19 protein-coding genes are annotated in these 22,171 nt (G+C 60.3%); 8 read left to right on the top strand and 11 right to left on the bottom strand.

Going from position 1 to position 22,171, the window contains the following annotated elements:
* The first annotated feature begins 64 nt into the window (after window positions 1–64).
* The 3 genes from OCV66_RS01995 (at window position 65) to OCV66_RS02005 (ending at window position 3,894) form a co-directional block, all read left to right on the top strand.
* Complete coding sequence (locus tag OCV66_RS01995; protein WP_242977896.1) at window positions 65–1,720, top strand: tryptophanase; 1,656 nt, start codon at window positions 65–67, stop codon at window positions 1,718–1,720.
* Between the two features lie 144 nt (window positions 1,721–1,864).
* On the top strand, window positions 1,865–3,289 hold the full coding sequence (locus OCV66_RS02000; RefSeq protein ID WP_147573717.1) for a sodium-dependent transporter: 1,425 nt from the start codon (window positions 1,865–1,867) through the stop codon (window positions 3,287–3,289).
* A gap of 158 nt (window positions 3,290–3,447) precedes the next feature.
* Window positions 3,448–3,894 (top strand): phosphate-starvation-inducible PsiE family protein, encoded by a 447-nt coding sequence (locus tag OCV66_RS02005; RefSeq protein ID WP_107631543.1) that lies wholly within the window; start codon window positions 3,448–3,450, stop codon window positions 3,892–3,894.
* A gap of 48 nt (window positions 3,895–3,942) precedes the next feature.
* On the opposite strand, the gene OCV66_RS02010 is transcribed toward OCV66_RS02005, so the two are convergent.
* On the bottom strand, window positions 3,943–4,734 hold the full coding sequence (locus OCV66_RS02010) for an HAD-IIA family hydrolase (protein ID WP_054327877.1): 792 nt from the start codon (window positions 4,732–4,734) through the stop codon (window positions 3,943–3,945).
* A 176-nt stretch (window positions 4,735–4,910) separates the two neighbouring features.
* Here OCV66_RS02010 and OCV66_RS02015 point away from each other — a divergent pair, with 176 nt between their 5' ends.
* Genes OCV66_RS02015 through OCV66_RS02025 form a run of 3 tightly spaced genes read left to right on the top strand, consistent with a single transcriptional unit; the run spans window position 4,911 to window position 7,784 of the window.
* Window positions 4,911–5,849 carry an alpha/beta hydrolase gene (locus OCV66_RS02015; protein ID WP_147573718.1) on the top strand — a complete coding sequence of 313 codons (939 nt, stop codon included), beginning with the start codon at window positions 4,911–4,913 and terminating at the stop codon, window positions 5,847–5,849.
* Window positions 5,839–7,146: a hypothetical protein gene (locus OCV66_RS02020; protein ID WP_054327816.1), complete on the top strand. Its 1,308-nt coding sequence runs from the start codon at window positions 5,839–5,841 to the stop codon at window positions 7,144–7,146. The genes OCV66_RS02015 and OCV66_RS02020 overlap by 11 nt, the downstream gene beginning before the upstream one ends.
* Complete coding sequence (locus OCV66_RS02025) at window positions 7,119–7,784, top strand: DUF6320 domain-containing protein (RefSeq protein ID WP_054327817.1); 666 nt, start codon at window positions 7,119–7,121, stop codon at window positions 7,782–7,784. Before OCV66_RS02020 ends, OCV66_RS02025 begins: the two co-directional genes overlap by 28 nt.
* Before the next feature lie 36 nt (window positions 7,785–7,820).
* On the opposite strand, the gene OCV66_RS02030 is transcribed toward OCV66_RS02025, so the two are convergent.
* On the bottom strand, window positions 7,821–8,297 hold the full coding sequence (locus tag OCV66_RS02030) for a MarR family winged helix-turn-helix transcriptional regulator (RefSeq protein WP_054327818.1): 477 nt from the start codon (window positions 8,295–8,297) through the stop codon (window positions 7,821–7,823).
* A gap of 224 nt (window positions 8,298–8,521) precedes the next feature.
* On the opposite strand from OCV66_RS02030, the gene OCV66_RS02035 reads away from it, so the two are divergent.
* Together OCV66_RS02035 and OCV66_RS02040 are read left to right on the top strand one after the other, a co-directional pair.
* Window positions 8,522–9,244 carry an ABC transporter ATP-binding protein gene (locus OCV66_RS02035; RefSeq protein ID WP_054327819.1) on the top strand — a complete coding sequence of 241 codons (723 nt, stop codon included), beginning with the start codon at window positions 8,522–8,524 and terminating at the stop codon, window positions 9,242–9,244.
* The gene (locus OCV66_RS02040; protein WP_107631555.1) at window positions 9,244–10,164 is read left to right on the top strand and encodes a SufB/SufD family protein; all 921 of its coding nucleotides are present in this window, start codon (window positions 9,244–9,246) and stop codon (window positions 10,162–10,164) included. The genes OCV66_RS02035 and OCV66_RS02040 overlap by 1 nt, the downstream gene beginning before the upstream one ends.
* Window positions 10,165–10,220: 56 nt before the next feature.
* On the opposite strand, the gene OCV66_RS02045 is transcribed toward OCV66_RS02040, so the two are convergent.
* The 9 genes from OCV66_RS02045 to galE all read right to left on the bottom strand — a co-directional run bounded on the left by OCV66_RS02045 (window position 10,221) and on the right by galE (window position 22,164).
* Complete coding sequence (locus OCV66_RS02045) at window positions 10,221–11,315, bottom strand: galactose/methyl galactoside ABC transporter permease MglC (RefSeq protein ID WP_054327820.1); 1,095 nt, start codon at window positions 11,313–11,315, stop codon at window positions 10,221–10,223.
* Between the two features lie 15 nt (window positions 11,316–11,330).
* The gene (locus tag OCV66_RS02050) at window positions 11,331–12,827 is read right to left on the bottom strand and encodes a sugar ABC transporter ATP-binding protein (protein WP_107631556.1); all 1,497 of its coding nucleotides are present in this window, start codon (window positions 12,825–12,827) and stop codon (window positions 11,331–11,333) included.
* A 102-nt stretch (window positions 12,828–12,929) separates the two neighbouring features.
* Window positions 12,930–14,045 (bottom strand): galactose ABC transporter substrate-binding protein, encoded by a 1,116-nt coding sequence (locus OCV66_RS02055; RefSeq protein ID WP_307718892.1) that lies wholly within the window; start codon window positions 14,043–14,045, stop codon window positions 12,930–12,932.
* A gap of 189 nt (window positions 14,046–14,234) precedes the next feature.
* Window positions 14,235–15,209 carry a substrate-binding domain-containing protein gene (locus OCV66_RS02060; RefSeq protein ID WP_161804764.1) on the bottom strand — a complete coding sequence of 325 codons (975 nt, stop codon included), beginning with the start codon at window positions 15,207–15,209 and terminating at the stop codon, window positions 14,235–14,237.
* A complete protein-coding gene (locus tag OCV66_RS02065; RefSeq protein WP_054327822.1) occupies window positions 15,196–16,908 on the bottom strand; it encodes a sensor histidine kinase in 1,713 nt (570 codons plus the stop codon). Before OCV66_RS02065 ends, OCV66_RS02060 begins: the two co-directional genes overlap by 14 nt.
* Window positions 16,905–18,500, bottom strand: a complete 1,596-nt coding sequence (locus tag OCV66_RS02070; protein WP_054327823.1) for a response regulator — start codon at window positions 18,498–18,500, stop codon at window positions 16,905–16,907. The genes OCV66_RS02065 and OCV66_RS02070 overlap by 4 nt, the downstream gene beginning before the upstream one ends.
* A gap of 123 nt (window positions 18,501–18,623) precedes the next feature.
* Complete coding sequence (locus OCV66_RS02075; RefSeq protein WP_054327824.1) at window positions 18,624–19,667, bottom strand: aldose epimerase family protein; 1,044 nt, start codon at window positions 19,665–19,667, stop codon at window positions 18,624–18,626.
* A gap of 1 nt (window position 19,668) precedes the next feature.
* Window positions 19,669–21,162, bottom strand: coding sequence for a UDP-glucose--hexose-1-phosphate uridylyltransferase (gene galT / locus OCV66_RS02080; protein WP_054327825.1), 1,494 nt, complete (start codon window positions 21,160–21,162; stop codon window positions 19,669–19,671).
* 12 nt (window positions 21,163–21,174) lie between these two features.
* Window positions 21,175–22,164: a UDP-glucose 4-epimerase GalE gene (galE, locus tag OCV66_RS02085; RefSeq protein WP_147573719.1), complete on the bottom strand. Its 990-nt coding sequence runs from the start codon at window positions 22,162–22,164 to the stop codon at window positions 21,175–21,177.
* Between the last annotated feature and the right edge of the window lie 7 nt (window positions 22,165–22,171).

Consider the following 22,171-nt stretch of genomic DNA (forward strand, 5'->3'; position numbering starts at 1 on the left):
GATGACCGGGGTATCCTCTAACAAAAGGCGCATACCGCGCCGTGATCAATTGGAGGTAATAAATATGGACAAAAAAATGGCTCACTATCCGCTGGATGTACCTGCACCGCATCACTATACGTTCGCTGTTCGTGACATCCCCGAAGTCACGATCGAGCAGCGCGAGCGCGCGCTGAACGCGACGCACTGGAACGAGTTCGCGTTTCCGGCCGCTATGCTGACGGTCGATATGCTGTCCGACTCGGGTACCACCGCGATGACCAACCACCAGTGGGCGTCGCTGTTTCTGGGCGACGAGGCGTACGGCCGCAACACGGGGTATTATGTACTGCTGGATACCTTCCGCGACATTTTTGAGCGCGGGGGCGAGAAGAACTGGAAGAAGATCATCGACCTGGTGCGCACGGACTGCCGCGACGTAGAGAAGATGATGAACGAGGTATACCTGTGCGAGTACGAGGGCGGGCTGTTCAACGGCGGCGCCAAGCAAATGGAGCGTCCGAACGCCTTTATCATCCAGCAGGGCCGCGCGGCGGAGTCCGTGCTGATGGAGATTGTCCGCAATATTCTGGCCCGCCGATACCCGGGCAAGAAGTTCACCATCCCGTCCAACGGCCACTTTGACACGACCGAGGGCAACATCAAGCAGATGGGCTCGATCCCGCGCAACCTGTACAACAAGGAGTTGCTGTACGAAGTACCCGAAGGCGGCCGCTACGAGAAGAACCCCTTCAAGGGCAATATGGACATCGAGAAACTCGAGCAGCTCATCCAGGGCGTCGGTCCGGAAAACGTGCCGCTGGTATTCTGCTGCATCACGAACAATCCGGTATGCGGCCAGGCGGTTTCCATGGCGAACATCAAGGAGATCAACCGCGTTGCGCATAAGTACAATATCCCGCTGGTATTCGACGTAGCGCGCTGGGCGGAGAACTGCTACTTCATCAAGATGAACGAAGAGGGCTACGCCGACAAGTCCATCGCGGAGATCGCGACCGAGATGTTCCAGTACTGCGACGCGTTCACCATGTCTGCCAAGAAGGACGGCCACGCCAACATGGGCGGCATGCTGGCGTTCCGCGACAAGGGCCTGTTCTGGAAGAACTTCTCCGACTTTGACGAGAACGGCAACATCATCACCGATGTCGGCGTTACGCTGAAGGTCAAGCAGATCTCCTGCTACGGCAACGATTCGTACGGCGGCATGTCGGGCCGTGATATCATGGCGCTGGCGGTCGGCCTGTACGAGAGCTGCGACTTCAACTACCTGAACGAGCGCGTTGCACAGTGCAACTACTTGGCCGAGGGCTTTTACAAGGCGGGCGTCAAGGGCGTCGTGCTGCCGGCCGGCGGCCACGCGGTGTACATCAACATGGATGAGTTCTTCGACGGCAAGCGCGGCCACGATACCTTCGCGGGCGAGGGCTTCTCGCTGGAGTTGATCCGCCGCTACGGCATCCGTGTTTCCGAACTGGGCGACTACTCCATGGAATACGACCTCAAGACCCCTGAGCAGCAGGCTGAGCTGGCGAACGTGGTCCGCTTCGCGATCGACCGCAGCCGTCTGACCCAAGAGCATCTGGATTACGTCATCGCGGCGGTCAAGGCGCTGTATGAGGATCGCGAGTCCATCCCGAACATGCGCATCGTTTGGGGCCACAAGCTGCCGATGCGTCACTTCCATGCCTTCCTCGAGCCCTACCCCAACGAAGAGAAGTAAGCTCATCCGTATGAAAATCTGGGCGTAACCTGCGCCGCGTGGAAAGCGCGCAGGGCAAGTGTGATGAATCGGGCCGCGGATAACTGAATAGTTTCCGCGGCCTTGTTCTTTGGGGGCAACCGAAAAAGAAAAGGGGTGCAAATTATGAGTAATGAAGAGACCAAACGCGATGGCTTTTCAAGCAAATGGGGATTTATTTTAGCTTGTATCGGTTCTGCGGTCGGTATGGGAAACATTTGGCGCTTCCCGATCATGGTGCAGAAATACGGCGGCATGACCTTTTTGATCCCATACTTTATTTTTGTGATCCTGATCGCCTCCTCCGGCGTTATGGAGGAATTCGCGCTTGGCCGCCGCGCGGCGGCCGGACCGGTAGGCGCTTTCGGCATGTGTACCGAGGAGCGCACCGGTAAACGGCGTCCTGGTGAGTTGATCGGTGCGATTCCGATTATCGGCGCTTTGATGCTGGCCATTGGCTATACGGTTGTGCTTGGCTGGATCTTTAAGTATACTTGGCTTGCTATCTCAGGCGGCCTGTTTGCGATGGGGCAGGACATGAGCATCATCGGCCCTGCGTTTGACGCAACCTCGGCCACGCTGACGAACGCAAACGGAGAAGCGTTTTCGTTTGTGCAGTCTGTCGGTGCGATGTTCTCGAGCGGCCTGTTTGGAATCGGTAACGGCGTGTGGCAGCTCATTGGTCTGGTCGTCTCCATGGCGATCATGGCGATGGGCGTTGCAGGCGGCATTGAAAAGGCCAACAAGGTCATGATGCCGGTGCTGTTTTTCCTGTTCCTTGGCTTAGGCATTTACATCGCCACGCTGGATGGCTCGTCCGAGGGCTACAAATACATATTCACGATCAATCCCGCAGGGTTGGCGAGTGTTGAGGTATGGGTGTTCGCATTCGGCCAAGCGTTCTTCTCGCTCTCCGTCGCGGGTAACGGCTCGGTGATTTACGGCTCGTATTTGAGCAAAAAGGAGGATATCCCGGGTTCCGCGCGCAATGTGGCGGTGTTCGATACACTGGCGGCGCTGCTGGCCGCGTTTGTCATCATTCCGGCCATGGCGGTCGTGCTGGGTGCTGGGATCAACGATGTGAATGGCGGCCCTGGCCTGATGTTCGTCTACCTTGTCAACGTGTTCAATGCGATGCCCGGCGGCCGCATCATCGGCCTGATCTTCTTCATCTGCGTGCTGTTCGCGGGTGTGTCCTCGATCGTTAACCTATATGAAGCGCCAGTTGCGTTCCTGCAGGAGAAGTTCAAGTTCAACCGCGTCGCGGCCGTGGCTGCGATCGGTGTGATCGGCGCGCTGGTATCGCTTTCTATCCAGCCGTGGACTTCTCAGTGGATGGACGTTGTTTCGATCTACATCTGCCCGCTTGGCGCGATGCTGGCCGGCATTATGTTCTTCTGGGTACTCAAGAAAGAGACTGCGATGGACGCGGTCAGCGAGGGCGCGAAGAAGCGCGTAGGCGACTGGTTCCACACACTCGGCAAATTTGTTTATGTGCCGTTGGCACTGCTCGCCCTGATTCTGGGCGCATTCTATGGCGGTATCGGCTGATTCACGCCAGCCTTGTTAATCGTTGTTCCCCCCTTTTCCCACGCGAAATCAACCGCCGCCTGTTGCAGACGGCGGTTGATTCATGTTATAATTAAAATGCCGGAACAAAAAAACCAGCCGGAAATGAGGAAAAAGAGAAAAAAGAAAAGGAGAGAAACATGGGATCTGACGTTCGAGACAAGATATCAAATGCGGCAACCGTAATCGAAATCACGCTTGGGCTGATCATCCTGATCGCCTGTGTAGTATCCAGCCTGGGCATTGTTTTCACAACGGACATTCAACTGCTGTTTTCCGTGCCGGATTACTTACAGGCCCGCTTGAGCGACGCCTGCCTGATTATTATTGGCATCGAGTTGATCAAGATGATCACGAGCTATACGATTGATTCGGTGGTTGATGTGATGCTGCTGGCGGTCGCGCGCCAGATGGTGGTGGAGCATACCTCCCCGCTGGAAAATATGCTGGCGGTTCTGGCGGTAGGCGCGCTGTTCGTGATTCGGAAATACCTGTATATTTCCCACCTGGACGGCCCTAAGAAAAAGCGCGACGAAAAAAAAGCAAAGGAAAAAGAACAGGAACACGAAATCGAATATCATATTTGAATTCAAAAATGCCGCGGCCTTGCACCGCGGTATTTTTTTCTTCAGAGGTTATTCTTGCGGCGGGATACAGCCGACGCCGTCCAGAATATAGTGCGGACGGTATGCATAGTTTTCCACATCCCCGCGCGTGGTGCAGCCGGAAAGCACCAGCACGGTATCCAGGCCGGTTTCGATGCCGGCAACAATGTCGGTATCCATGCGGTCGCCGACCATGACCGCCTCATGCGAATGCACGCCCAGCAGACGCAGGCCGGTGCGCATCATCAGCGGGTTGGGCTTGCCGACATAATAGGCCTGTTTGCCAGTGGCCAGCTCGATCGGAGAAACCAGCGCGCGGCACGCGGGGATAATACCCTGTTCGGATGGACCGGTCAGGTCGGAGTTGGTCGCAATCAGGCGTGCGCCCTTGTTCACCAGATCGACCGCCTTGAGGATGGTCTGATAGTTGTAGGTATTGGTTTCGCCCGCGATGACATAGTCCGGATCCACGTCGTTCATCACGATGCCGGCCTCGTACAGCGCGCCGACCAGGCCGGGCGCGCCGATCACATACGCCGAAGCGCCGGGCTTCTGGCTGGCGACAAATTTTGCGGTCGCGAGCGCGGAGGTATAGAAATGCTCCTCCCCGATTTCCAGCCCCATACGGGCGAGCTTTTGCTGCAGCTCGAGCGGCGAGCGCTCGGAAGAGTTGGTCAGGAACAAGAAGCTCTTATTTTCCTTTTGCAGCCACTCGACGAATGAGGGAACCCCGTCGAGCAGGCGGTTGCCGTGATAGATGACACCGTCCATATCGCAGATAAAGCCTTTTTTGGAGCGGAGCAGCGAAAGCGTATCGTTCATAAAGATCACCTTTCCGGAAAGCATGCTTTCCACGTTCTATTATGCCTAACGGACGGCGGCCGCGTCAAGGGGAAACGCAGGGGAAACTGTTAATTCCGTGTAAAAAAACAAGGGGCTTTGCGCGTATCGGAAAGCGTGGTATACTGATACTATGGAAAACGGGAGGGGGAAGCCGAATGGCGATCAGCAAGGCGATGCGCGCGGCGCTGCATACCCTCAGCTATGCCGCGAATATCGATGTGGGCAGGACCTATAAGGTAGAGCGCGTGTTGCGCGGGCTGCGGACGCCGCTTTCGCCGCTGTACCAGCTGTGGGACCGCAGGGTCGAGCGGGACGGGCATGAGGTGCGCGTGCGCATCTACTCTCCCAAAAAACAGACGGACAGCCGCCTGTTGCTGTTTTTTCACGGCGGCGGCTGGGTGCTGGAAAGCGTGGACACCTATAACAGCGTGTGCCGCAGCCTTGCGCGGAAAACGGGTTGCCGCGTGGCGTCGGTGGAATATGGCCTGGCGCCCGAGCATACGTTCCCAGAGGGGCTGGAGGACTGCTACGCTGCCGCGCGCGAGGTATACCGGCATCCGGAGCTGTTCGGCGTACGGTCGCAGGAGATTACCCTGATCGGCGATTCGGCGGGGGGCAATCTCGCGGCCGCCGTTTCGCTCATGGCGCGCGATCGGGGGGAGTTTACGGTCGCGCAGCAGATATTGATTTACCCCGCGACGTACAACGACCATTCCCCGCACACGCGCTTCGACTCGGTGCGGGAAAACGGGACGGATTACCTGCTCACCGCCAAGCGGGTGAGCGACTATATGGAACTGTACGCGGGCGGCGACCCCCAAAAGCTCAACGACCCGTATTTCGCACCGCTTTTGGCGGCGGACCTGTCCCGCCAGCCGCGCACGCTGGTGATCACCGCGCAGTATGACCCGCTGCGTGACGAGGGCGAGGCGTATGCCCGCGCGCTGCGGGACGCAGGCAATACAGTCATGCTTTACCGCATGCCGGGCGCGCTGCACGGGTATTTTTCGCTTCCCATGCGGTTCAAGCTGGTGCGGCGTACCTATGATATGATCGATCATTTCCTGAATGGAGACAGCGCTCATGCCGGATAACAGACAAAACCGAAAAACACTAAGCTGGAGCCGTTTGGACAACGCGGCCAAGATATTCCCGCCCACCTCGCATGGGTCGGATACCGGTGTGTTCCGCCTTTCCTGCGAATTCACCGAGCCGGTCGCGCCAGACGTGCTGCAGGAGGCGCTCGACCGCACGCTGATGCAGTACCCGCACCTGCTGATGGTCATGCGGCGCGGCGTTTTCTGGTACTACCTGGAGCAGACGCCGCTGCGTCCGTCAGTAGAGCCGGAGCATGCGCCGCCCTGCGCGCCGCTGTATAACGGCAGCAAGTCGCTGCTGTTCCGCGTCAGCTATTGGCGGCGCAAGGCCAGTCTGGATATGTACCATGTGCTTGCGGACGGGGCGGGGGCGATCGGCTTTTTTGAGGCGCTGGTGACCGCGTACCTGGCGCTGCGCCATCCGGAGGCCGGTGTGGACGGACAGCCTCAGGCCTCGGTCTTCCAGCGCGGGTCGGACAGCTTCCAGAAGTATTACAGGCCGCACGGCGGCAGTGCGGCCGAGCGTTCCGCGGGTAAGGCGTACCGCCTGCGGGGCGCAAAGCGGCCGGATGGTGCGCTTATGATCCTGGAGGGCGTTGCGGATGTGCGGCAGGTGCTGGACGCGGCGCACCGATATGGCGCCACGCTGACCGTTTACCTGGCCGCGGCGCTGTTTGCCGCCATTCACGGGGAGATGTATGTACGGCATGAAAAGCGGCCGGTCGTGCTGACCATCCCAGTCGACCTGCGCGGCTTTTTCCCCTCGCACACAACGCGCAACTTTTTCGGCACGATACGGGTGGGGTACGACTTTTCCCGTCGGGACGGCACGCTGCCGGATATTATCGCGTGCGTGGCGCAGTCGTTCCGCGACGAGCTGACGCCTGAACGGCTGGGCGCACGCATGAATAAGCTGGCGGCGCTGGAACATAATCCGGTGCTGCGGCCGATCCCGCTGGTACTGAAAAATCCGGTACTCCGCATTTCCGGCGATATTGCGGAACGGGGCGAGACCGCGGTTTTGTCCAACGTGGGAAAATTCCGGCTGCCCGAGGCGCTGCACCCGTTCGTGCGCGGGTTCGGCGTGTTCATGTCCACCCACGCAACCCAGCTCTGCACCTGCTCCTTTGGGAACAGCCTGCATTTCGGCTTTACCTCCGCGTTTGAGAATACCGAGGTTCAGCGCCGTTTTTTCGAGCTGCTGGTCGGCGAGGGGATCGATGTGGAGATCCGCAGCAACGAGTATCACGAGGAGGAGGATGCGCTATGCAGCGATGCCCCAACTGCAAGGTAACGGTTGCCGGACACAAAGCCTGCTGCCCACTGTGCGGCGGCCGGCTTTCCGGTACGCCCGAACCGGATACCGAGGTGTTCCCATCGCTCGAGAAGCCGCGGTTCACCGGCAGCTTTGCGCTGCGGCTGCTGGGTCTGCTGGCGATCGCCGTGACCGTGGTGTGCCTGCTGGTCAACCTGGCTCTGGGCATGGATGACTGGTGGTGGATATTCGTCGCGGTGGGCGCGGCGTGCGTGTGGTCGGCCGCGGCGGTTGGCATTGCCTACCGGCGGGATATTGCGCAGAATATCGGCTGGCAGGTGCTGTTGATCCCAGCGTTGAGCGTGCTTTGGGACATTTGGACCGGCTGGCGCGGCTGGTCGGCCGATTTTGTCCTGCCCTGCGTATGCGCGGTCGGCCTGCTGGCAATGCTGCTGTTTGCCGTGCTGTTCAAAATGCCGGTGCGCGCGTTTGCAGGACCGTTTATCGGGGCGTGCGTGCTGGGCATCGTACCTGCAGTGCTGGTGGCGTGTGGCGTGGCGAAGGTCAAGCTGCCCTCCTTGGTCTGTACGGGGCTGGCGGTTGTGCTGCTGGCTGCGCTGCTGCTGTTCCAGTGGCAGACGATCAAGGCCGAGCTGCAGCGCCGGTTCCACCTGTAACGCGGGAAAAGAAAAAAGACGGCGTAAGCCGTCTTTTTATGACAGGGGAAAGGCGGGATCGGTTTCCCCTCCGCTCAGCGCTTCCAGCATGGCGGAGGAGCGCTCCGCCATATCCCGTAGCGCGCCCAAGAGACGCTGCTTCTCCTCCTCCCGCAGGCCGCGGGTGAGCGCCTCGGTCCAGTAATCGCGGATCTGGTAAACATGGTCGATCAGGGGACGCGCCCGTTCGGTCAGGTAGATATGCCGCACGCGCTTGTCCTGCGGGTCGGCTTCCGTGCGGACGTAGCCCTCGATGACCAGCTTTTGCACCGCGCGCGTTACCGTACCCTTGTCAAAGCTGCCAAGACGGGCAAGATCCTGCATGCTGATTCCGTCATTCTCAAAAATACGGAGCAGGAAAAACTGCTGCCCGCTGCCGATCTGGTCCTGTTCGAGCATGAGATCGAAATAGCGGCGCGTGTTGCGCTGTAGCAGGGAAATATAGCGGAGAATGGTGATGGCCTGGTGCTCCATTGAGGGGCGCTCCTTTCGGACGGCTGCGCATGCAACAGCGGTACTGAATGTATTGTACTGCAAAGCCTGTTTCTTGTCAATTCGGCTGCAGCCGCGCAGCGGTAATTCTTTCCGCCAATGCCGCTGCGGTTGTTGACACCGCGCGGAAAAGTGATAAAATTGGTATAGGTTAGAGAAACCCATACAGAACACAGCATTGGACGTTGAAAGGACGGAGCCATAAAATGTTGGTACTAAAAGATATTTGCTGGCGCGTGCCGGAGAAGGAGATTCTGGACAGCGTGAGCCTGACCGTGCCAGACGGGAAATGCGTGGTTGTGACCGGACCGAACGGCGGCGGCAAGACCAGCCTTGCTAAGATTATTGCTGGCATTGAGCAGCCGGACAGTGGGAAACTCCTGCTCGATGGCCGCATCATCAACCGCATGAGCGTGACCGAGCGGGCGCGGAACGGGATCGCCTATGCTTTCCAGCAGCCGGTGCGTTTCAAGGGATTGACCGTGCGTGACCTGATGGAGCTTGCGGTGGGGGAGGCCATGGATGAGGACGCGCTGTGCGACAGCTTATCCCAGGTGGGTCTGTGCGCCAGGGAGTATATCGACCGCGAGGTGAGCGGAAGCCTGTCCGGCGGTGAGATCAAGCGCATCGAGATTGCGACCGTACTCGCGCGCCGCGCGCGTCTCTCGGTGTTCGACGAGCCGGAGGCGGGCATCGACCTGTGGAGCTTCAACAATCTGATCGATGTGTTCCGCAAGCTGCGCAGCGAGGTGGACGGCTCAATCCTCGTTATTTCGCATCAGCGGCGTATTCTGGAGATCGCGGACGAAATTGTGATTATTTCGGGCGGCAGGGTGTCCGCGCAGGGAAGCAGGGAGGAGATGCTACCCCGTCTGTTTGACGGACAGACGCAGGGACGCCCCTGCCCGCTGGAAAGGGGGGGCGCCTGATGAACCGGATTACGGAAAAGCTGCTCGCGGCCGTATCGAACTGGACGGGCGTACCCAGGAACGCGGCCTATAATATCCGCGAGGACGGACAGTGCGCGGGCCGTCAGTCGACTGCGCATATCCGGATCACCTCCAAAACCGATAAGCCGGGCATCGATATCACCGTGGCGCCCGGCACCAGGGGGGAGCAGGTGTATATTCCGGCATGCGTGACGCACAGCGCGGAAAACGACTTGGTGTACAATGATTTTTATATTGGGGAGGATGCGGACGTGACCATCGTGGCGGGCTGCGGCGTCCATTCGGATGGCGAGGGCGAGGCGCGGCACAACGGCGTCCACCGCTTTTTTCTGAAAAAGGGCGCGCGGGTGCGGTACCTGGAAAAGCACATCGGCACGGGCGGCGGAACAGGGGCGCGGGTCATCGATCCGGTCACCGAGGTGGAGCAGGCTGAGGGAAGCACGATGGAAATGGAAACCACCCAGATCGGCGGCGTGGATTCCACCCGCCGGACCATGAAAGCCGTATTGGCGGCGGGCGCAAAGCTGCGCGTGCGGGAACGCATCCTCACGGATGGGGAGCAGCGCGCGGAAACCGATTTCGTCGTGGAGCTGAACGGGAATGATTGCGGCTGCGACCTGATTTCACGCTCGGTCGCCAAGGGGCAGTCGCATCAGGCGTTCCGCTCCCTGATACGCGGCAACTGCCGCTGCACCGGACACAGCGAGTGCGACGCCATTATTATCGGGAACGGCACGGTGAACGCTGCGCCGGAGCTGGGCGCGAACCATGCGGACGCGGCGCTGATCCATGAGGCCGCGATCGGCAAGATCGCAGGGGAGCAGATCCTCAAGCTGTGTACCCTGGGGCTGACGGAGGAGGAGGCTGAGGCCAAGATTGTCGAGGGCTTCCTGCGCTGAGGAATAGCAATAAAGAGAGGGGCTGCCGGGCAGCCCCTCTCTTTAGTTTATGCGGTTTATTTACGAGCCAGGTACTTGCGCATGTCGATCGCGCAGGCGATCAGGATAATCAGGCCCTTGATGATATACTGCCAGTTCGCGCTGACCGAAAGCACGGTCAGGCCGACAAAGATGATGCGGAGCAGCAGCACGCCGACGATGATACCGCCGATCGAACCGATGCCGCCGACAAAGGACACGCCGCCGATAACGCAGGCCGCGATTGCGTCCAATTCATAGTTCTGGCCGGTGGACGGGCTGTTCGAGCCGATACGCGCGGCTTCGATAAAGCCGGTGATCGAGTACATGATGCCCGCGAGGATAAATACCATCATGGTGTTTTTAGCCACGTTGACGCCGGATACGTTGGCCGCTTCTGGATTGGAGCCGCAGGCGAACATGTTTTTGCCGAAGCAGGTCTTGTTCCAGATGAACCACATCACAACGGTCAGGACCAGCGCATACCAGACGAAGTTCGGAATCGGGATCTGATCCTTGCCGATCTTGACAACCGAACCGTTGACGAACTGCTTGAACGGCTCGGACAGGCCGGAGATCGGCGCGCCGCTGTTGCCGTTCATATTGGTGAACAGGAGCAGGACGCCGTAGGTGATTAACTGGGTCGCCAGGGTGACGATAAACGGATGCAGGCCGAACTTCGCGACCGAGAAGCCGTTGACCAGGCCGATCACGGCGCCGACAATCATTACGATGACCAGCGTACCCGCGATCATGATTGCGGGATGGAACTGCGGGATGCCGGGGAACATCTTGCTCGGATAATCCGCCGCCTGCAGCAGCGCGGCGGACATACAGGCCGTCAGGCCGACGACGCGGCCGGCGGACAGGTCGGTGCCGGTCAATACGATCGTACCCGCGATGCCGAGCGCGATCGGCAGGTTGGCCGCGGTCAGCGAAAGCATATTGATCAGGGAGCGCGGCGCGATAAAGGACGGCTTATAGATGGCGATGCCGATGATCGCAATAATCAGAAAGATGTACAGGGAATAGCTGATCAGCCATTCTTTCCAGTAATTGCGCTTTTCGGAAGCGCTCATCGCCTTGTAATCGGCGTACTTGCGCTTCATATTATCGATAAAACGGATGTTCATGCTCTTTTCCTCCCCTTAAGCATACTTGGCGGCCAGTGTCATGATCTCTTCCTGCGAGGTGTTGGCAGCGTCCACCTCGCCGGCCAGCCGGCCTCCCGACATGACCAGGATGCGGTCGCACACGCCGAGCAGCTCGGGCATTTCCGAGGACACCATGATGACCGCCTTGCCGCGGCAGGCCAAGTCGATGATCAGCTGGTAGATCTCGTATTTTGCGCCGACGTCGATGCCGCGGGTAGGTTCGTCCAGCAACAGGACCTCCGGATCGGTCAGCAGCCAGCGGCCGAGGATGACCTTTTGCTGGTTGCCGCCGGAGAGTGAGCGGATTTTGGTTTCCTGCGTCGGGGTCTTGATACGCATGGCCTGGATGGCCCAGTCGGTATCCTTTTTCATTTCCTTTTCGCTGAGAAGGCCGCCCTTCAAATATTTCTTCAGGCTGGAAATGACGGTGTTTTCACGGATGTTCAGGATGCCGAAAATACCGGTCGCACGGCGTTCCTCGGTCAGCAGCGCGAAGCCGTTTTTGATGCTTTCGGTCGCGCGGCGGTTATGTACCTCTCGCCCGTCCAAGCGGAGGGTGCCGGATTTACGGGTGGCGATGCCGAAGATGTTTTCCAGAACCTCGGTACGGCCGGACCCGTCCAGGCCGGCAATGCCGAGGATCTCGCCCTTGCGCAGGCGGAAGGAGACGTCGCAGACGTGAGAATACATCGCGGTAAGGCCCTCGACCTCTAGCGCGACCTCGCCGGGGGTATTGGTCTTGGGCGGGAAGCGGTTGGTCAGCTCGCGGCCGACCATGAGCTTGATGATCTTTTCCATCGTCAGCTGGCTGGCCGGCTCGGTGGCGATCCACTGGCCGTCGCGCATGATGGTAACGTCGTCCGAGATGCGGAGGATCTCCTCCATCTTGTGCGAAATATAGATGATGCCGCAGCCCTGGTCGCGCAGCATGTTGATGATGCGGAACAGGTGCTCGACCTCGGTTTCTGTCAAAGAAGACGTCGGTTCGTCAAAAACGATGACCTTTGCGTCGTAGGAGACCGCCTTGGCGATCTCGACCATCTGGCGCTGGGAAACTGGCATGGTGCTCATCACCGTGCGGGGGTTGACGTGTACGCCGAGCTTTTCAAACAGCGCCAGCGAGTCCTTGTACATTTTCTTTTCGTCGATGCAGTTTGCGAATTTTAACGGATACCGGCCGAGCCACAGGTTTTCCATAACCGTCCGTTTGAGAGCCTGGTTCAGCTCCTGATGCACCATTGCGACGCCGTTTTCCAGCGCTTCCTTAGAGGTTTTGAAGTTGACCTCCTTGCCCTCCAGTTCAATGGTGCCGCTGTTTTTTTCATAAATGCCGAACAGGCATTTCATGAGCGTTGATTTTCCGGCGCCGTTTTCGCCCATCAGCGCGTGGACCGTGCCGCGCCGCACGGTCAGTGATACGCCGTCCAGCGCCTTGACGCCGGGAAACTGCTTACAGATATCAGTCATTTGCAGCAGGACGTCGTTTGCCATATGGATTGCTCCTCCCCTTTGTTTTGGATGAAAAGACGGCCGCCGCCGCTTGTGCGCGGTAGCGGCCGTTGGTTGCATGAAGTGCAGCGTTAGCGGAAAGGCTTATTCGCCGAGGTAGATCTGATAGGGGATGCGGATCTTGTTAACGCTGTCGTCAACCGTGTACTTGTCGGCAATACCGTCCATCATGTCCTTGCCGGCTGCGACGTTGGAGATGATATCGGTGATGCACTGCGCCATACCGTCGGCATCCTGCTTGATGGAGCCGGCCATCTGGCCCTTGGAGATCAGAGACTTTGCCGCGTCGGTCGCGTCAACGCCGAACACGGGGATGGTCTTATCTCCGCCGTCCTGATTGTAGCCGATGGTGTTGAGCGCGGTGATCGCGCCCTCCGCCATGGAGTCATTGTTGCAGATAACAAGCTCGATCATGTTGTTGTTGCTGTCATTGTTGGTGGAAAGGGCGGTGGTCATGTATTCCTGCGCGGCTGCGGCGGACCAGGAGCCGTTGCGGTCGACCAGGTACTTGTCGGAGTTGTTCGGATCGTAGAACTCAAGCTCCGGCTTGCCGGCCTCGGTCAGAAGGGCGTTGGCGTCTTCCACCGCGTACTGGGTGCGGTATTCCGCCTCGGCGTTGCCCTGCTCGCCCTTGAACAGGATATAGGAGATCTTGCCGTCACCGTTGAGGTCATATGCGTCATAGTTTTCCAGCAGGTATTCGCCGATCATCTGGCCCTGCAGGTGGCCGGCTTCGGGTGCGTCCGTGCCGACAAACGCGGCCTTGTCATAACCGCTGATTACAGCGTCGGAAACCTCGCGGTTGAAGAACAGGACAGGCAGGTTGCTTTCCTTGCCCTTATCAATAATGCCGTTCGCGGCGTCATCCGAGGACGTGTTGACCAGGTTGACGACCAGCATTTCCGCGCCGGCGGTGAGAACGGTCTGCACCTGCTCGGTCTGTGTGGTCTGGTTGTTGTTGCCGTCCTGGTCGTTGTGCTCGATGCCCGCGGCATCCAGCTTTTCGGACAGAGCGGCGCGGACGGAAGCGATATAGGTGTCCGCGTAGTTATAATACAGAACGCCTACGTTCAGGTCGTTGGAAGCCGCGTCCCCGCCGCCGCCGTTGTCGGAAGCGTTGTTGTCGCCGCTGCCGCACGCGGTAAGGGACAGTGCCATCGTTGCCGCCAGACCGGCCGCCCAGAATCTCTTCATGTTCATGGTAGGTTACCTCCTTCAGGACTCTCTTTTCTTCTCTTCGGCAGATTGCCTTTCGTTGTGCTTTCATTATAGTAGTAAAACAGCGCAAATAAAATAGAATTCTTTACTGATAAAGTTTGAATTTTTACTAAAAAAAGAAAAAGGATGTCGAAAAAATCGACATCCGTTGGTTAAAATATACAATTCAAATCATTGATTTTGTGTGAAGCTAAATAGGAATTTCTGATTTTGTTCGGTATACATATCCTCGCGGCCGATGGCGCGCACCTCAGTATCGATGTGATCGGCGTCCGGCTGCTGGCCGTTAATCAGCCGGAAAGCGGCTTCCAGGCCCAAATATCCCATGGCAAACGGGTTTTGGACGATCAACACGTCGATCTCGCCGGTTTCGAGCATGCCGACCGAAACCACATTATTGTCAAACCCTACGACGCGCACCGTGTCCTGCAGGCCAAGCTCCTCGATGGCGTGTCCGACGCCGAGGGTGGTTAGCTCGTTGAAGGTCACGATCGCGTTGATCTCCGGATGGCGGAGCAGCAGGCTGCGTGTTTCTGCCTGCACGGTTTCGCTCTGCGAGGAGCAGTTGATCTTTTCCACAATATGCGCACGGCTTTCCCGCGCGGCAGCGGCCTCAAAGCCCTGCTCCCGCTTCTGGCCGTTTTCACTGTGGATATCGAAGCCGACAATGCCGATATACAGCTTGTCCCCGCCGCCGTCGAACAGCGCGCGCGCCGCCGCCTCGCCCGCCCTGTAATTGTCCGTCCCGATGCGGATAGCGGCGCGGTCGGTCTGGATATCCGAATCGATGATAATGATATGGACGCCCTGGTCGGCCGCCTGGTCGATCAGCTCGGCGGGCGCCGTGTAGTCGATCGCGGAGATCACGATGGCCTGTGCGCCGTTATCGATCGCATTTTGGATCAGCACATTCTGATCCTCCCAAGCTTCCTCGTTCGCTGGCCCCTCAAACGTGTAGTCCAGATTATATTCGCTGGCGGCGGCCTTCACGCCGGACTGGACGGATTTCCAAAAGGCCGAGCTGGTGGATTTGGTGATTACGGCGACATAGGGCTTCTGCGTCTGCACGCTGCCGGACGGGATGGAACAGCCGGCCAGCAGGAACAGCAGCGCGCCGGCAGCGCCGATCAAATTACGGATTTTCATGCGCATTCCCCCCAGACTGCGGCAGGCGGATGATGACGCGCGTTCCCTGATCGGGCTCGCTCTGGATGGACAGGCCGTAGGGCGCGCCGAAGTAGATGCGGATGCGGTCGCTGACGTTTTTGATGCCGATGCCGCCCGGGCCGCTGCGGTCATGTGACAGGATCGCCCTGCACTGGCTCTGCTCCATGCCCACGCCGTTGTCGGTTACGGTCATCAGGATATCCGTCCCGTCCGGCCGGACGGAAACGGTGATCTCCCCATCCTCGACAAATTCGCCGAAGCCGTGCAGGATCGCGTTTTCCAAGATGGGCTGTAGCGTAATCTTGCTGCACAGGCAGTCAAGAAGCGACTCGTCCACGTCGAAGCGGTAGGAGAACTGGTCCTTATAGCGGAATTTCTGGATAATCAGATAGCATTCCGCATGCTCCAGTTCCTTGCGGATGGGGATCAGGTCCTCGCCGCGGGAGGTGCTGATGCGGAACAGGCGGGCGAGCGCGCTGACCATTTTGACTGCGTCCTGTGTGCGGCCAAGCTCGCACATCCACTGGATAGAGTCCAGCGTGTTATACAGGAAGTGCGGGTTGATCTGCGCCTGCAGGGCTTTGAGCTCGGTTTTGCGCAACGTTTCCTCCTCGCTCTTCACCTCGTCCACGAGCTTCTGGATGCGGCCGACCATATGCTCAAAGGAATCGGACAGCACGCAGATCTCCCGTGTGCCGCTGACCGGCGTATAGACAAAGTCGGGCGCGGCGGTTTCAAAATCGCGCATCTCCCCTACCAGGCGCAGGATGGGGCGCGAAACCAGCCGCGCGATCAGAAGCGCCACGCCGAGCAGGATGAACAGGGCGATGGGAACGGCGAACAGGAGCATTTGCAGCGCGGTCTGCTGCGGCTGGCGGACCAGCTCGTCCAGATAGCTGACGCCCACAATGCGCCAGCCGCCCTGCGGCAGGGATTTGATGACCCGAATGAGATCCTGATCCGCATGCACCCCGTCGCCCAGCGCCGCGAGCGGCGCGGTATCCTCGGTTTTGAGGCCGGAATAGATGAGCTGCTGCTGCGGATGGTAGACCAGGCGGCCGTCGCTGTCGATGATAAAACTGTAGCCGTGCTGGCCGATGCCGACCGCGTCCATATAAGCGGCGATGGAGGAAAACTGCAGGTCCATGGACACAAAAACCTCCCCGCCGTAGCGGTCGAGCGCGGCGGGACGGGCGATGGTGACCACCCAGGGATAATAATCCGCATACAGGTTCTGTACATGCGGAGGGGTATAGTACAGGCCGGAGGGGTCGGGCTCGACGCCGGTAAGGTCGAGCGAACCGGCCTGCGGCTTGCGCGTGCGGCCCGAGGTCCAGCAGGAAAGCAGCCGGCCGGAGCTGGTGTAAACGCCGATGCTGGTCAGGTCGTCGCGCATCTGCACCATGGTGCTGAAGGTTTCCGCAAGCGTCAGGTCGTCCGCCTCGCTTTGCAGCTCGCCGGTGATGCGGCGGATCAGGGTGCTGGCATCCGAGGTGTAATCGGATATCGCACCCGCCGCCTGTGCGACCGACTGCTCCGAGCTTGCGGCTGCGTTGGAGCGGAGCGCGTTCGCGTACAGCGTCGTATACACCAAGGTGGAAATCAGCACGGTGATGGCGGCCACGCCGCTGACCAGCAGCACCATCAGGCTGGACAGGGAAAGCGGCTGCTGTTTCATGCGCCATCCTCCGCGTTCTGCCGCCGCAGGGCGAGCGGCGAGATGTCGAACCGCTTTTTGAAGCAATAGCTGAAATAGTGCTGGTCCGCATAGCCGCAGCGCGCGGCGATTTCCATGACCTTGAGCGAGGTGCATTGCAGAAGCTCCTTCGCCGCGTCCAGACGCTGGGCGGTGAGCAGGTTGACAAAGGTTTCGCCGGTGTTTTTGCGGATCAGCGCGGACAGGTAGTTCGGGCTGATATGCAGCGCCTCGCTGATCGAGGCGAGGGAAAGCGTTTCGTCCCCATACTGGGCGCGGATCATGCCCAGCGCCTGGTCGCACAGCAGCTTGCCGCTTTCCCGACACTGCTGGGAGATCGCGTCGTTGACCTGCAGGCAGAAGTCGGTCATTTTCGCGCGCAGCTCGTCAAAGGAGCGGTAGGAGAGCGAGAGGCCGGCGAGCGGGGAAGCGCGCCAAAGTTCGTCCACCGTGGACGGGTCCACGATCGCGCCCGCGGCCCGGCAAAGCGCACTAAGGAGCTGGATCATCATCAGGTCGGTTTCCAGCGCGGAGCGGCGGGCGGAAAGCAGGCTGTCGAACAGATTGTCCAGATACGCGGTGAGCTGCGCGCGGCTGCCGCTTTTGACAACGCTTTCCAGCCTGGCCGCCGCGTCCGTAAAATCCGAGCGGATGGAGCCGCGCGCCTCCAGGTCATCGACAAAACGGGAGCTGCCGTCCCCCAGCCCAGCGGGATAGGCAAGCACGCCGATCGCCTCGCGGTAAGCCGTATGGCAATCTGACAGCGCACCGACCGTGCGGCTGACGCCGACCGTGCAGCGCGCCTGCATCACGCGTTCGATCGACTGCACGATTTCGCTGACCGCGATATGCAGGTATTTATTCAAATCGAATTCGCTTGCCATCACAAGCGAGACGATGCGGCCGCCAATAAAGCAGGAGGCGCTGTGAAGGTATTTTTGCAGCACCAGCTCGACCGCATGAACATGCGCGCGCGAGGTGAGCGGCGTGCCGTCCCGTCCGGCGATCGCTGTGACAAGCACAACGTAGCCGGGCGGGATATCCTGTGCGGTGAGCAGGCCGCACTCCACAGCCTGCCCGTGCAGGTATTGCTCGAGCGCGGCGTCTGCCAGCGGCGGGTTGGCGCCGAAAAACAGCGGCATCAGAAAATCGGCCGGCCGCGGCTGTCCGGCGCGGCCCTGCGCAATCTCCTGATAGCGCAGGGAAATCTTTTCTCTAATGACGCAAAGCTCTTTTTTCAGCTCCTCGAGCGTGATCGGCTTGAGCATGTAGCTGATGATATTATACTGGATGGCCTGCTGCGCGTAGGTGAAATCGTCATACCCGCTGAGAAAGGCGATGTGCATGGCGGGCCGGATCTCGCGCACCGCGCGCGCCAGCGCGATGCCGGACAGGAACGGCATGCGGATATCGGTCAGCAGCAGGTCGGGCTCGAGCTTTTCGACCAGCTCAAGCGCCTCCATGCCGTTTTCCGCTTCGCCGACCACGGTAAAGCCGCATTCGGCCCAGGGGGTGCGCTCGACCAGCGAGCGGCGCAGCTCGGGCTCGTCGTCCGCGACGATCACAGTATACATGGCAGGGCCTCCTTTTTTTGTAAATCGGGTTGCTTTTAGTTTAGCGGGTTTGCGGCCGCTTGTCTATAGAAAACCGCCGAAAGCAAGCGTTAGCCTGTTTCCGGCGGTTTTCCGCAGAGGGCGTTAACAATGGGAAGAAAAGCAGAATTGCGTGAGGCGCCGGTATTCCCCGCCCGCGCGGAGGACGGGCTGCGGGAAATGCGGCAGGGCGGGCGCGTTCGGCCAGAACTGGGTTTCCAGGCAGAAGCCATGACGCCGGCCGTACCGCACGCCGCCTTTCCCAACGGGTAGGTCCGCGCGCAGGTAATTGCCCGAATAAAGCTGCATGCCGGGCATATCGGAACGCACGGAGAGCGCGATGCCGGTCGCGGGGCAGTATGCCTCGGCAAACGGCCGCAGTCCCGTGCCATCGATGATATAATTGTGGTCGTAGCCGCCCGCGCGCGCGATCTGCGGGCAGGCGCTGTCCCAGCCCGCGCCGAGCGGGGCGGGCTGACGCAGGTCGAGCGCCGTGCCGGCGACCGGAGCGATCTCGCCCGTGGGCGCGCCGGTCCCGCCGAGCGGGGTGAAGCGCTCCGCGTGGACGCAAACGGTCTGTGCGCCCACTTCGCCGGAGGCATGCCCGCCCAGGTTGAAATAGCTGTGGTTCGACAAATTGCAGAGGGTATCCGCGTCGCTTTCCGCCGTATATGCGATAGACAGCGTGCCGCCGGACAGACGATACGCGACGCTTGCGCGCAGCCGGCCGGGATAGTTTTCCTCTCCAGCGGGGCTGTCATAGCGCAGCAGCAGGCCGTCCGACAGGACGGAGGCGCGCCAGATGCGCCGGTCGAAGCCGGCCGTGCCGCCGTGCAGATGGTTGACGCCGCTGTCGTTGCAGGCGAGCTGGTACTGCCTGCCGCCAAGGGTGACGCGCCCCTCCGCGATGCGGTTGGCGCAGCGGCCGAGCAGCGCGCCGATGTAGCAGTCCTGCGCCTGGTAGTCCGCGGCCGTGTCGAAGCCAAGGACTACGTCGGTCGGGACGCCGTTCCGGTCAGGCACGATGAGCGACTGCAGGACGCCGCCGAGCGTCAGGACAGCGGCCGAGAACGCGCCGTCCGTCAGCGTATAGCGCTCGACCGGCCGCCCGTCATGGGTGGTTCCGAATGGGGTGCAGCGGATATCCATGTCACTTCACACTTTCCGCGAACCGCAGGAACGCGGCCCGTCCCTCGGCGGTACGCTTGTACACGCCCGCGTGCTCCAGCACGGTTGCAAACACGAGGCCGACTTCCTTTTGGATAATCTGCATGGCGTTGTCCGCGGTGATGGTATAGCGCGGGGCGAAGCCCTCCGCCCAGTCCGCGTGGGACGCGGTCAGCGGGTCGGCGCGCAGGTCACGGCCCGCCGCGAGCGCTTCGCCCAGCGCCGTCAGCTCGGTTTTGAGCCGTGCGGGCAGCACGGCGAGGCCCATCACTTCGATCAGGCCGATATTTTCCTTTTTGATGTGGTGCAGCTCGGCGTGAGGGTGGTACAGGCCGAGCGGATGCTCCGCGGTGGTCAGGTTGTTGCGCAGTACCAGGTCCAGCTCATAATCCGCGCCGCGCCGCCGCGCGATCGGGGTGATCGTGTTGTGTGGCACGCCCTCGGTCTCGGCAAGGATCATCGTGTCCTTGTCCGTGTAGCCGCGCCACGCGGCCAGAATACGGTCGGCCAGCGCGGCAAGGCGCGCGGGGTCGCCACCCGTCAGACGGATGACCGACATCGGCCACTTGACGATACCAGCGCGGATATCGGCAAAGCCGGGGAAAGCCAGCGCGGTCTCGACCGGCGCCTTGGCCATGGCGAATTCATAGCGCCCGCCCTGAAAGTGGTCGTGCGCGAGGATCGACCCGCCCACGATGGGCAGGTCGGCGTTCGAGCCGACAAAATAGTGCGGGAACTGGCCGACAAAGTCGAGTAGCTTGCGGAAACAGGCGTGGTCGATCTTCATGGGCGTATGCGCTGCGTTCAGGCAGATGCAGTGCTCGTTATAATACACATAGGGGGAATACTGCAGGAACCACGGCTGGCCGTCGATCGTGATAGGGATGATCCGGTGGTTCTGCCGCGCGGGGTGATTGACGCGGCCCGCATAGCCCTCGTTTTCCGCACATAGCTGACATTTAGGATAGGCCGAGGCGGGCAGGTCGCGCGCGGCGGCGATGGCCTTGGGGTCTTTCTCCGGCTTGGACAGGTTGATCGTGATATCCAGCTCGCCATATTCGGTGGGCGCTTTCCATTGCATATCCTTTGCGATGCGGTCGCGCCGGATATAATTGGTGTCTTGGCTGAACTGGTAATACCAGTCGGTCGCGCGGGACGGGCTTTCGTCATACAGCGCGCGGAAGCGCGCGGCGACCTCGCGCGGCGGCGGGGTCAGGCGGCCCATCAGCGCGGTGTCGAACAGGTCGCGGTAGACGATGGAGTTGTTTTCCAGCACGCCGCGGGCGTGCGCGTCGTCCAGCAGCGCGTCCAGCACGGCGGGCAGGTCGATGGGCGTGTCGGAGAGGGCGGGTTCCGTATAGCTGTCCAGCCGCAGCATTTCCAGCAGGCTGTTAACCGCCCAGACATGGTCCTCAGGCGCTATCAGGCCGGTTTGCTCGGCATAGCGGACGAGCTGCGCCACTGCGTTATCGATCATAGCCGCGCCTCCTTACGCTCCGTAGCCATGCGGGTGGGCCTTGTGCCAATCCCACGCGGTCTGGATGATGGTATGCAGGTCGTTGTACTGCGGCTTCCAGCCGAGCACGGCCTTGGCTTTTTCGCTCGAGGCGATCAACTGGGCGGGGTCGCCCGCGCGGCGAGCCTCCACCCGCGCGGGGATTGGGTGGCCGGTCACACGGCGAGCCTCCTCGATGACCTCCCTGACCGAAAAGCCGACGCCGTTGCCCAGATTGAACACGTTGTTTTCCCGTCCCGCAAGCAGATAGTCGAGCGCAAGGATGTGCGCCTGTGCGAGATCACAGACGTGGATATAGTCGCGGATGCAGGTTCCGTCCGGCGTGGGGTAATCGTCGCCGAAGATAGAGATGGCCTCGCGCTGGCCGTTCGGCACCTGCAGGATGAGCGGAAGGAGATGGGTTTCCGGATTGTGCGCTTCGCCGATCGAAGCGTCCGGCTGCGCGCCGCAGGCGTTGAAATAGCGCAGCGCGACAAAGCGCAGGCCATGCGCGGCCGAAACCCATTTCATCATTTTTTCCATCGAGAGCTTGGTCTCGCCGTAGCAGTTGGTCGGCTCGGTGCGGTCGTTTTCCAGGATCGGAACGCGTTCGGGTTCACCGTAGGTCGCGGCGGTGGAAGAAAAGACGATAGTGAGCACGCCGTGGGCGACCATGCTTTCGAGCAGCGTTTTGGTGCCGCACAGGTTGTTGTCGTAATACTTGAGCGGCTTTGCCATGCTTTCGCCGACCTGGGAATTGGCGGCGAAGTGGATCACGCCCTCGATCCGCTCGTTTTCAAACAGGCGGTCGACAAAGGCGCGGTCGCGGATATCGCCCTCGTAAAAGCGCGCGCCCGCGGGAACCGCGGCGCGGAAGCCGGTTTCCAGGTTATCCGCGACAACCACTTCGCGTCCGGCCTCAACCAGCGCGCGCGCGGTGTGCGAGCCGATATAGCCCGCGCCGCCCAGAACAAGAATAGACATAAAATAC

Origin of the sequence: Agathobaculum ammoniilyticum (genome assembly GCF_025567315.1) — a bacterium.
In the GTDB taxonomy this organism is placed as follows: domain Bacteria; phylum Bacillota; class Clostridia; order Oscillospirales; family Butyricicoccaceae; genus Agathobaculum; species Agathobaculum ammoniilyticum.

What these genes read in the sequence shown, in the direction of transcription:
- OCV66_RS02070 (WP_054327823.1), bottom strand. Translation starts at nt 18,500, where the DNA reads ATGTATACTGTGATCGTCGCGGACGACGAGCCCGAGCTGCGCCGCTCG.
- OCV66_RS01995 (WP_242977896.1), top strand. Translation starts at nt 65, where the DNA reads ATGGACAAAAAAATGGCTCACTATCCGCTGGATGTACCTGCACCGCAT.
- OCV66_RS02020 (WP_054327816.1), top strand. Translation starts at nt 5,839, where the DNA reads ATGCCGGATAACAGACAAAACCGAAAAACACTAAGCTGGAGCCGTTTG.
- OCV66_RS02040 (WP_107631555.1), top strand. Translation starts at nt 9,244, where the DNA reads ATGAACCGGATTACGGAAAAGCTGCTCGCGGCCGTATCGAACTGGACG.
- OCV66_RS02035 (WP_054327819.1), top strand. Translation starts at nt 8,522, where the DNA reads ATGTTGGTACTAAAAGATATTTGCTGGCGCGTGCCGGAGAAGGAGATT.
- OCV66_RS02015 (WP_147573718.1), top strand. Translation starts at nt 4,911, where the DNA reads ATGGCGATCAGCAAGGCGATGCGCGCGGCGCTGCATACCCTCAGCTAT.
- OCV66_RS02010 (WP_054327877.1), bottom strand. Translation starts at nt 4,734, where the DNA reads ATGAACGATACGCTTTCGCTGCTCCGCTCCAAAAAAGGCTTTATCTGC.
- galE (WP_147573719.1), bottom strand. Translation starts at nt 22,164, where the DNA reads ATGTCTATTCTTGTTCTGGGCGGCGCGGGCTATATCGGCTCGCACACC.
- OCV66_RS02005 (WP_107631543.1), top strand. Translation starts at nt 3,448, where the DNA reads ATGGGATCTGACGTTCGAGACAAGATATCAAATGCGGCAACCGTAATC.
- OCV66_RS02030 (WP_054327818.1), bottom strand. Translation starts at nt 8,297, where the DNA reads ATGGAGCACCAGGCCATCACCATTCTCCGCTATATTTCCCTGCTACAG.
- OCV66_RS02025 (WP_054327817.1), top strand. Translation starts at nt 7,119, where the DNA reads ATGCAGCGATGCCCCAACTGCAAGGTAACGGTTGCCGGACACAAAGCC.
- OCV66_RS02000 (WP_147573717.1), top strand. Translation starts at nt 1,865, where the DNA reads ATGAGTAATGAAGAGACCAAACGCGATGGCTTTTCAAGCAAATGGGGA.
- OCV66_RS02075 (WP_054327824.1), bottom strand. Translation starts at nt 19,667, where the DNA reads ATGGATATCCGCTGCACCCCATTCGGAACCACCCATGACGGGCGGCCG.
- OCV66_RS02065 (WP_054327822.1), bottom strand. Translation starts at nt 16,908, where the DNA reads ATGAAACAGCAGCCGCTTTCCCTGTCCAGCCTGATGGTGCTGCTGGTC.
- OCV66_RS02050 (WP_107631556.1), bottom strand. Translation starts at nt 12,827, where the DNA reads ATGGCAAACGACGTCCTGCTGCAAATGACTGATATCTGTAAGCAGTTT.
- galT (WP_054327825.1), bottom strand. Translation starts at nt 21,162, where the DNA reads ATGATCGATAACGCAGTGGCGCAGCTCGTCCGCTATGCCGAGCAAACC.
- OCV66_RS02045 (WP_054327820.1), bottom strand. Translation starts at nt 11,315, where the DNA reads ATGAACATCCGTTTTATCGATAATATGAAGCGCAAGTACGCCGATTAC.
- OCV66_RS02060 (WP_161804764.1), bottom strand. Translation starts at nt 15,209, where the DNA reads ATGAAAATCCGTAATTTGATCGGCGCTGCCGGCGCGCTGCTGTTCCTG.
- OCV66_RS02055 (WP_307718892.1), bottom strand. Translation starts at nt 14,045, where the DNA reads ATGAACATGAAGAGATTCTGGGCGGCCGGTCTGGCGGCAACGATGGCA.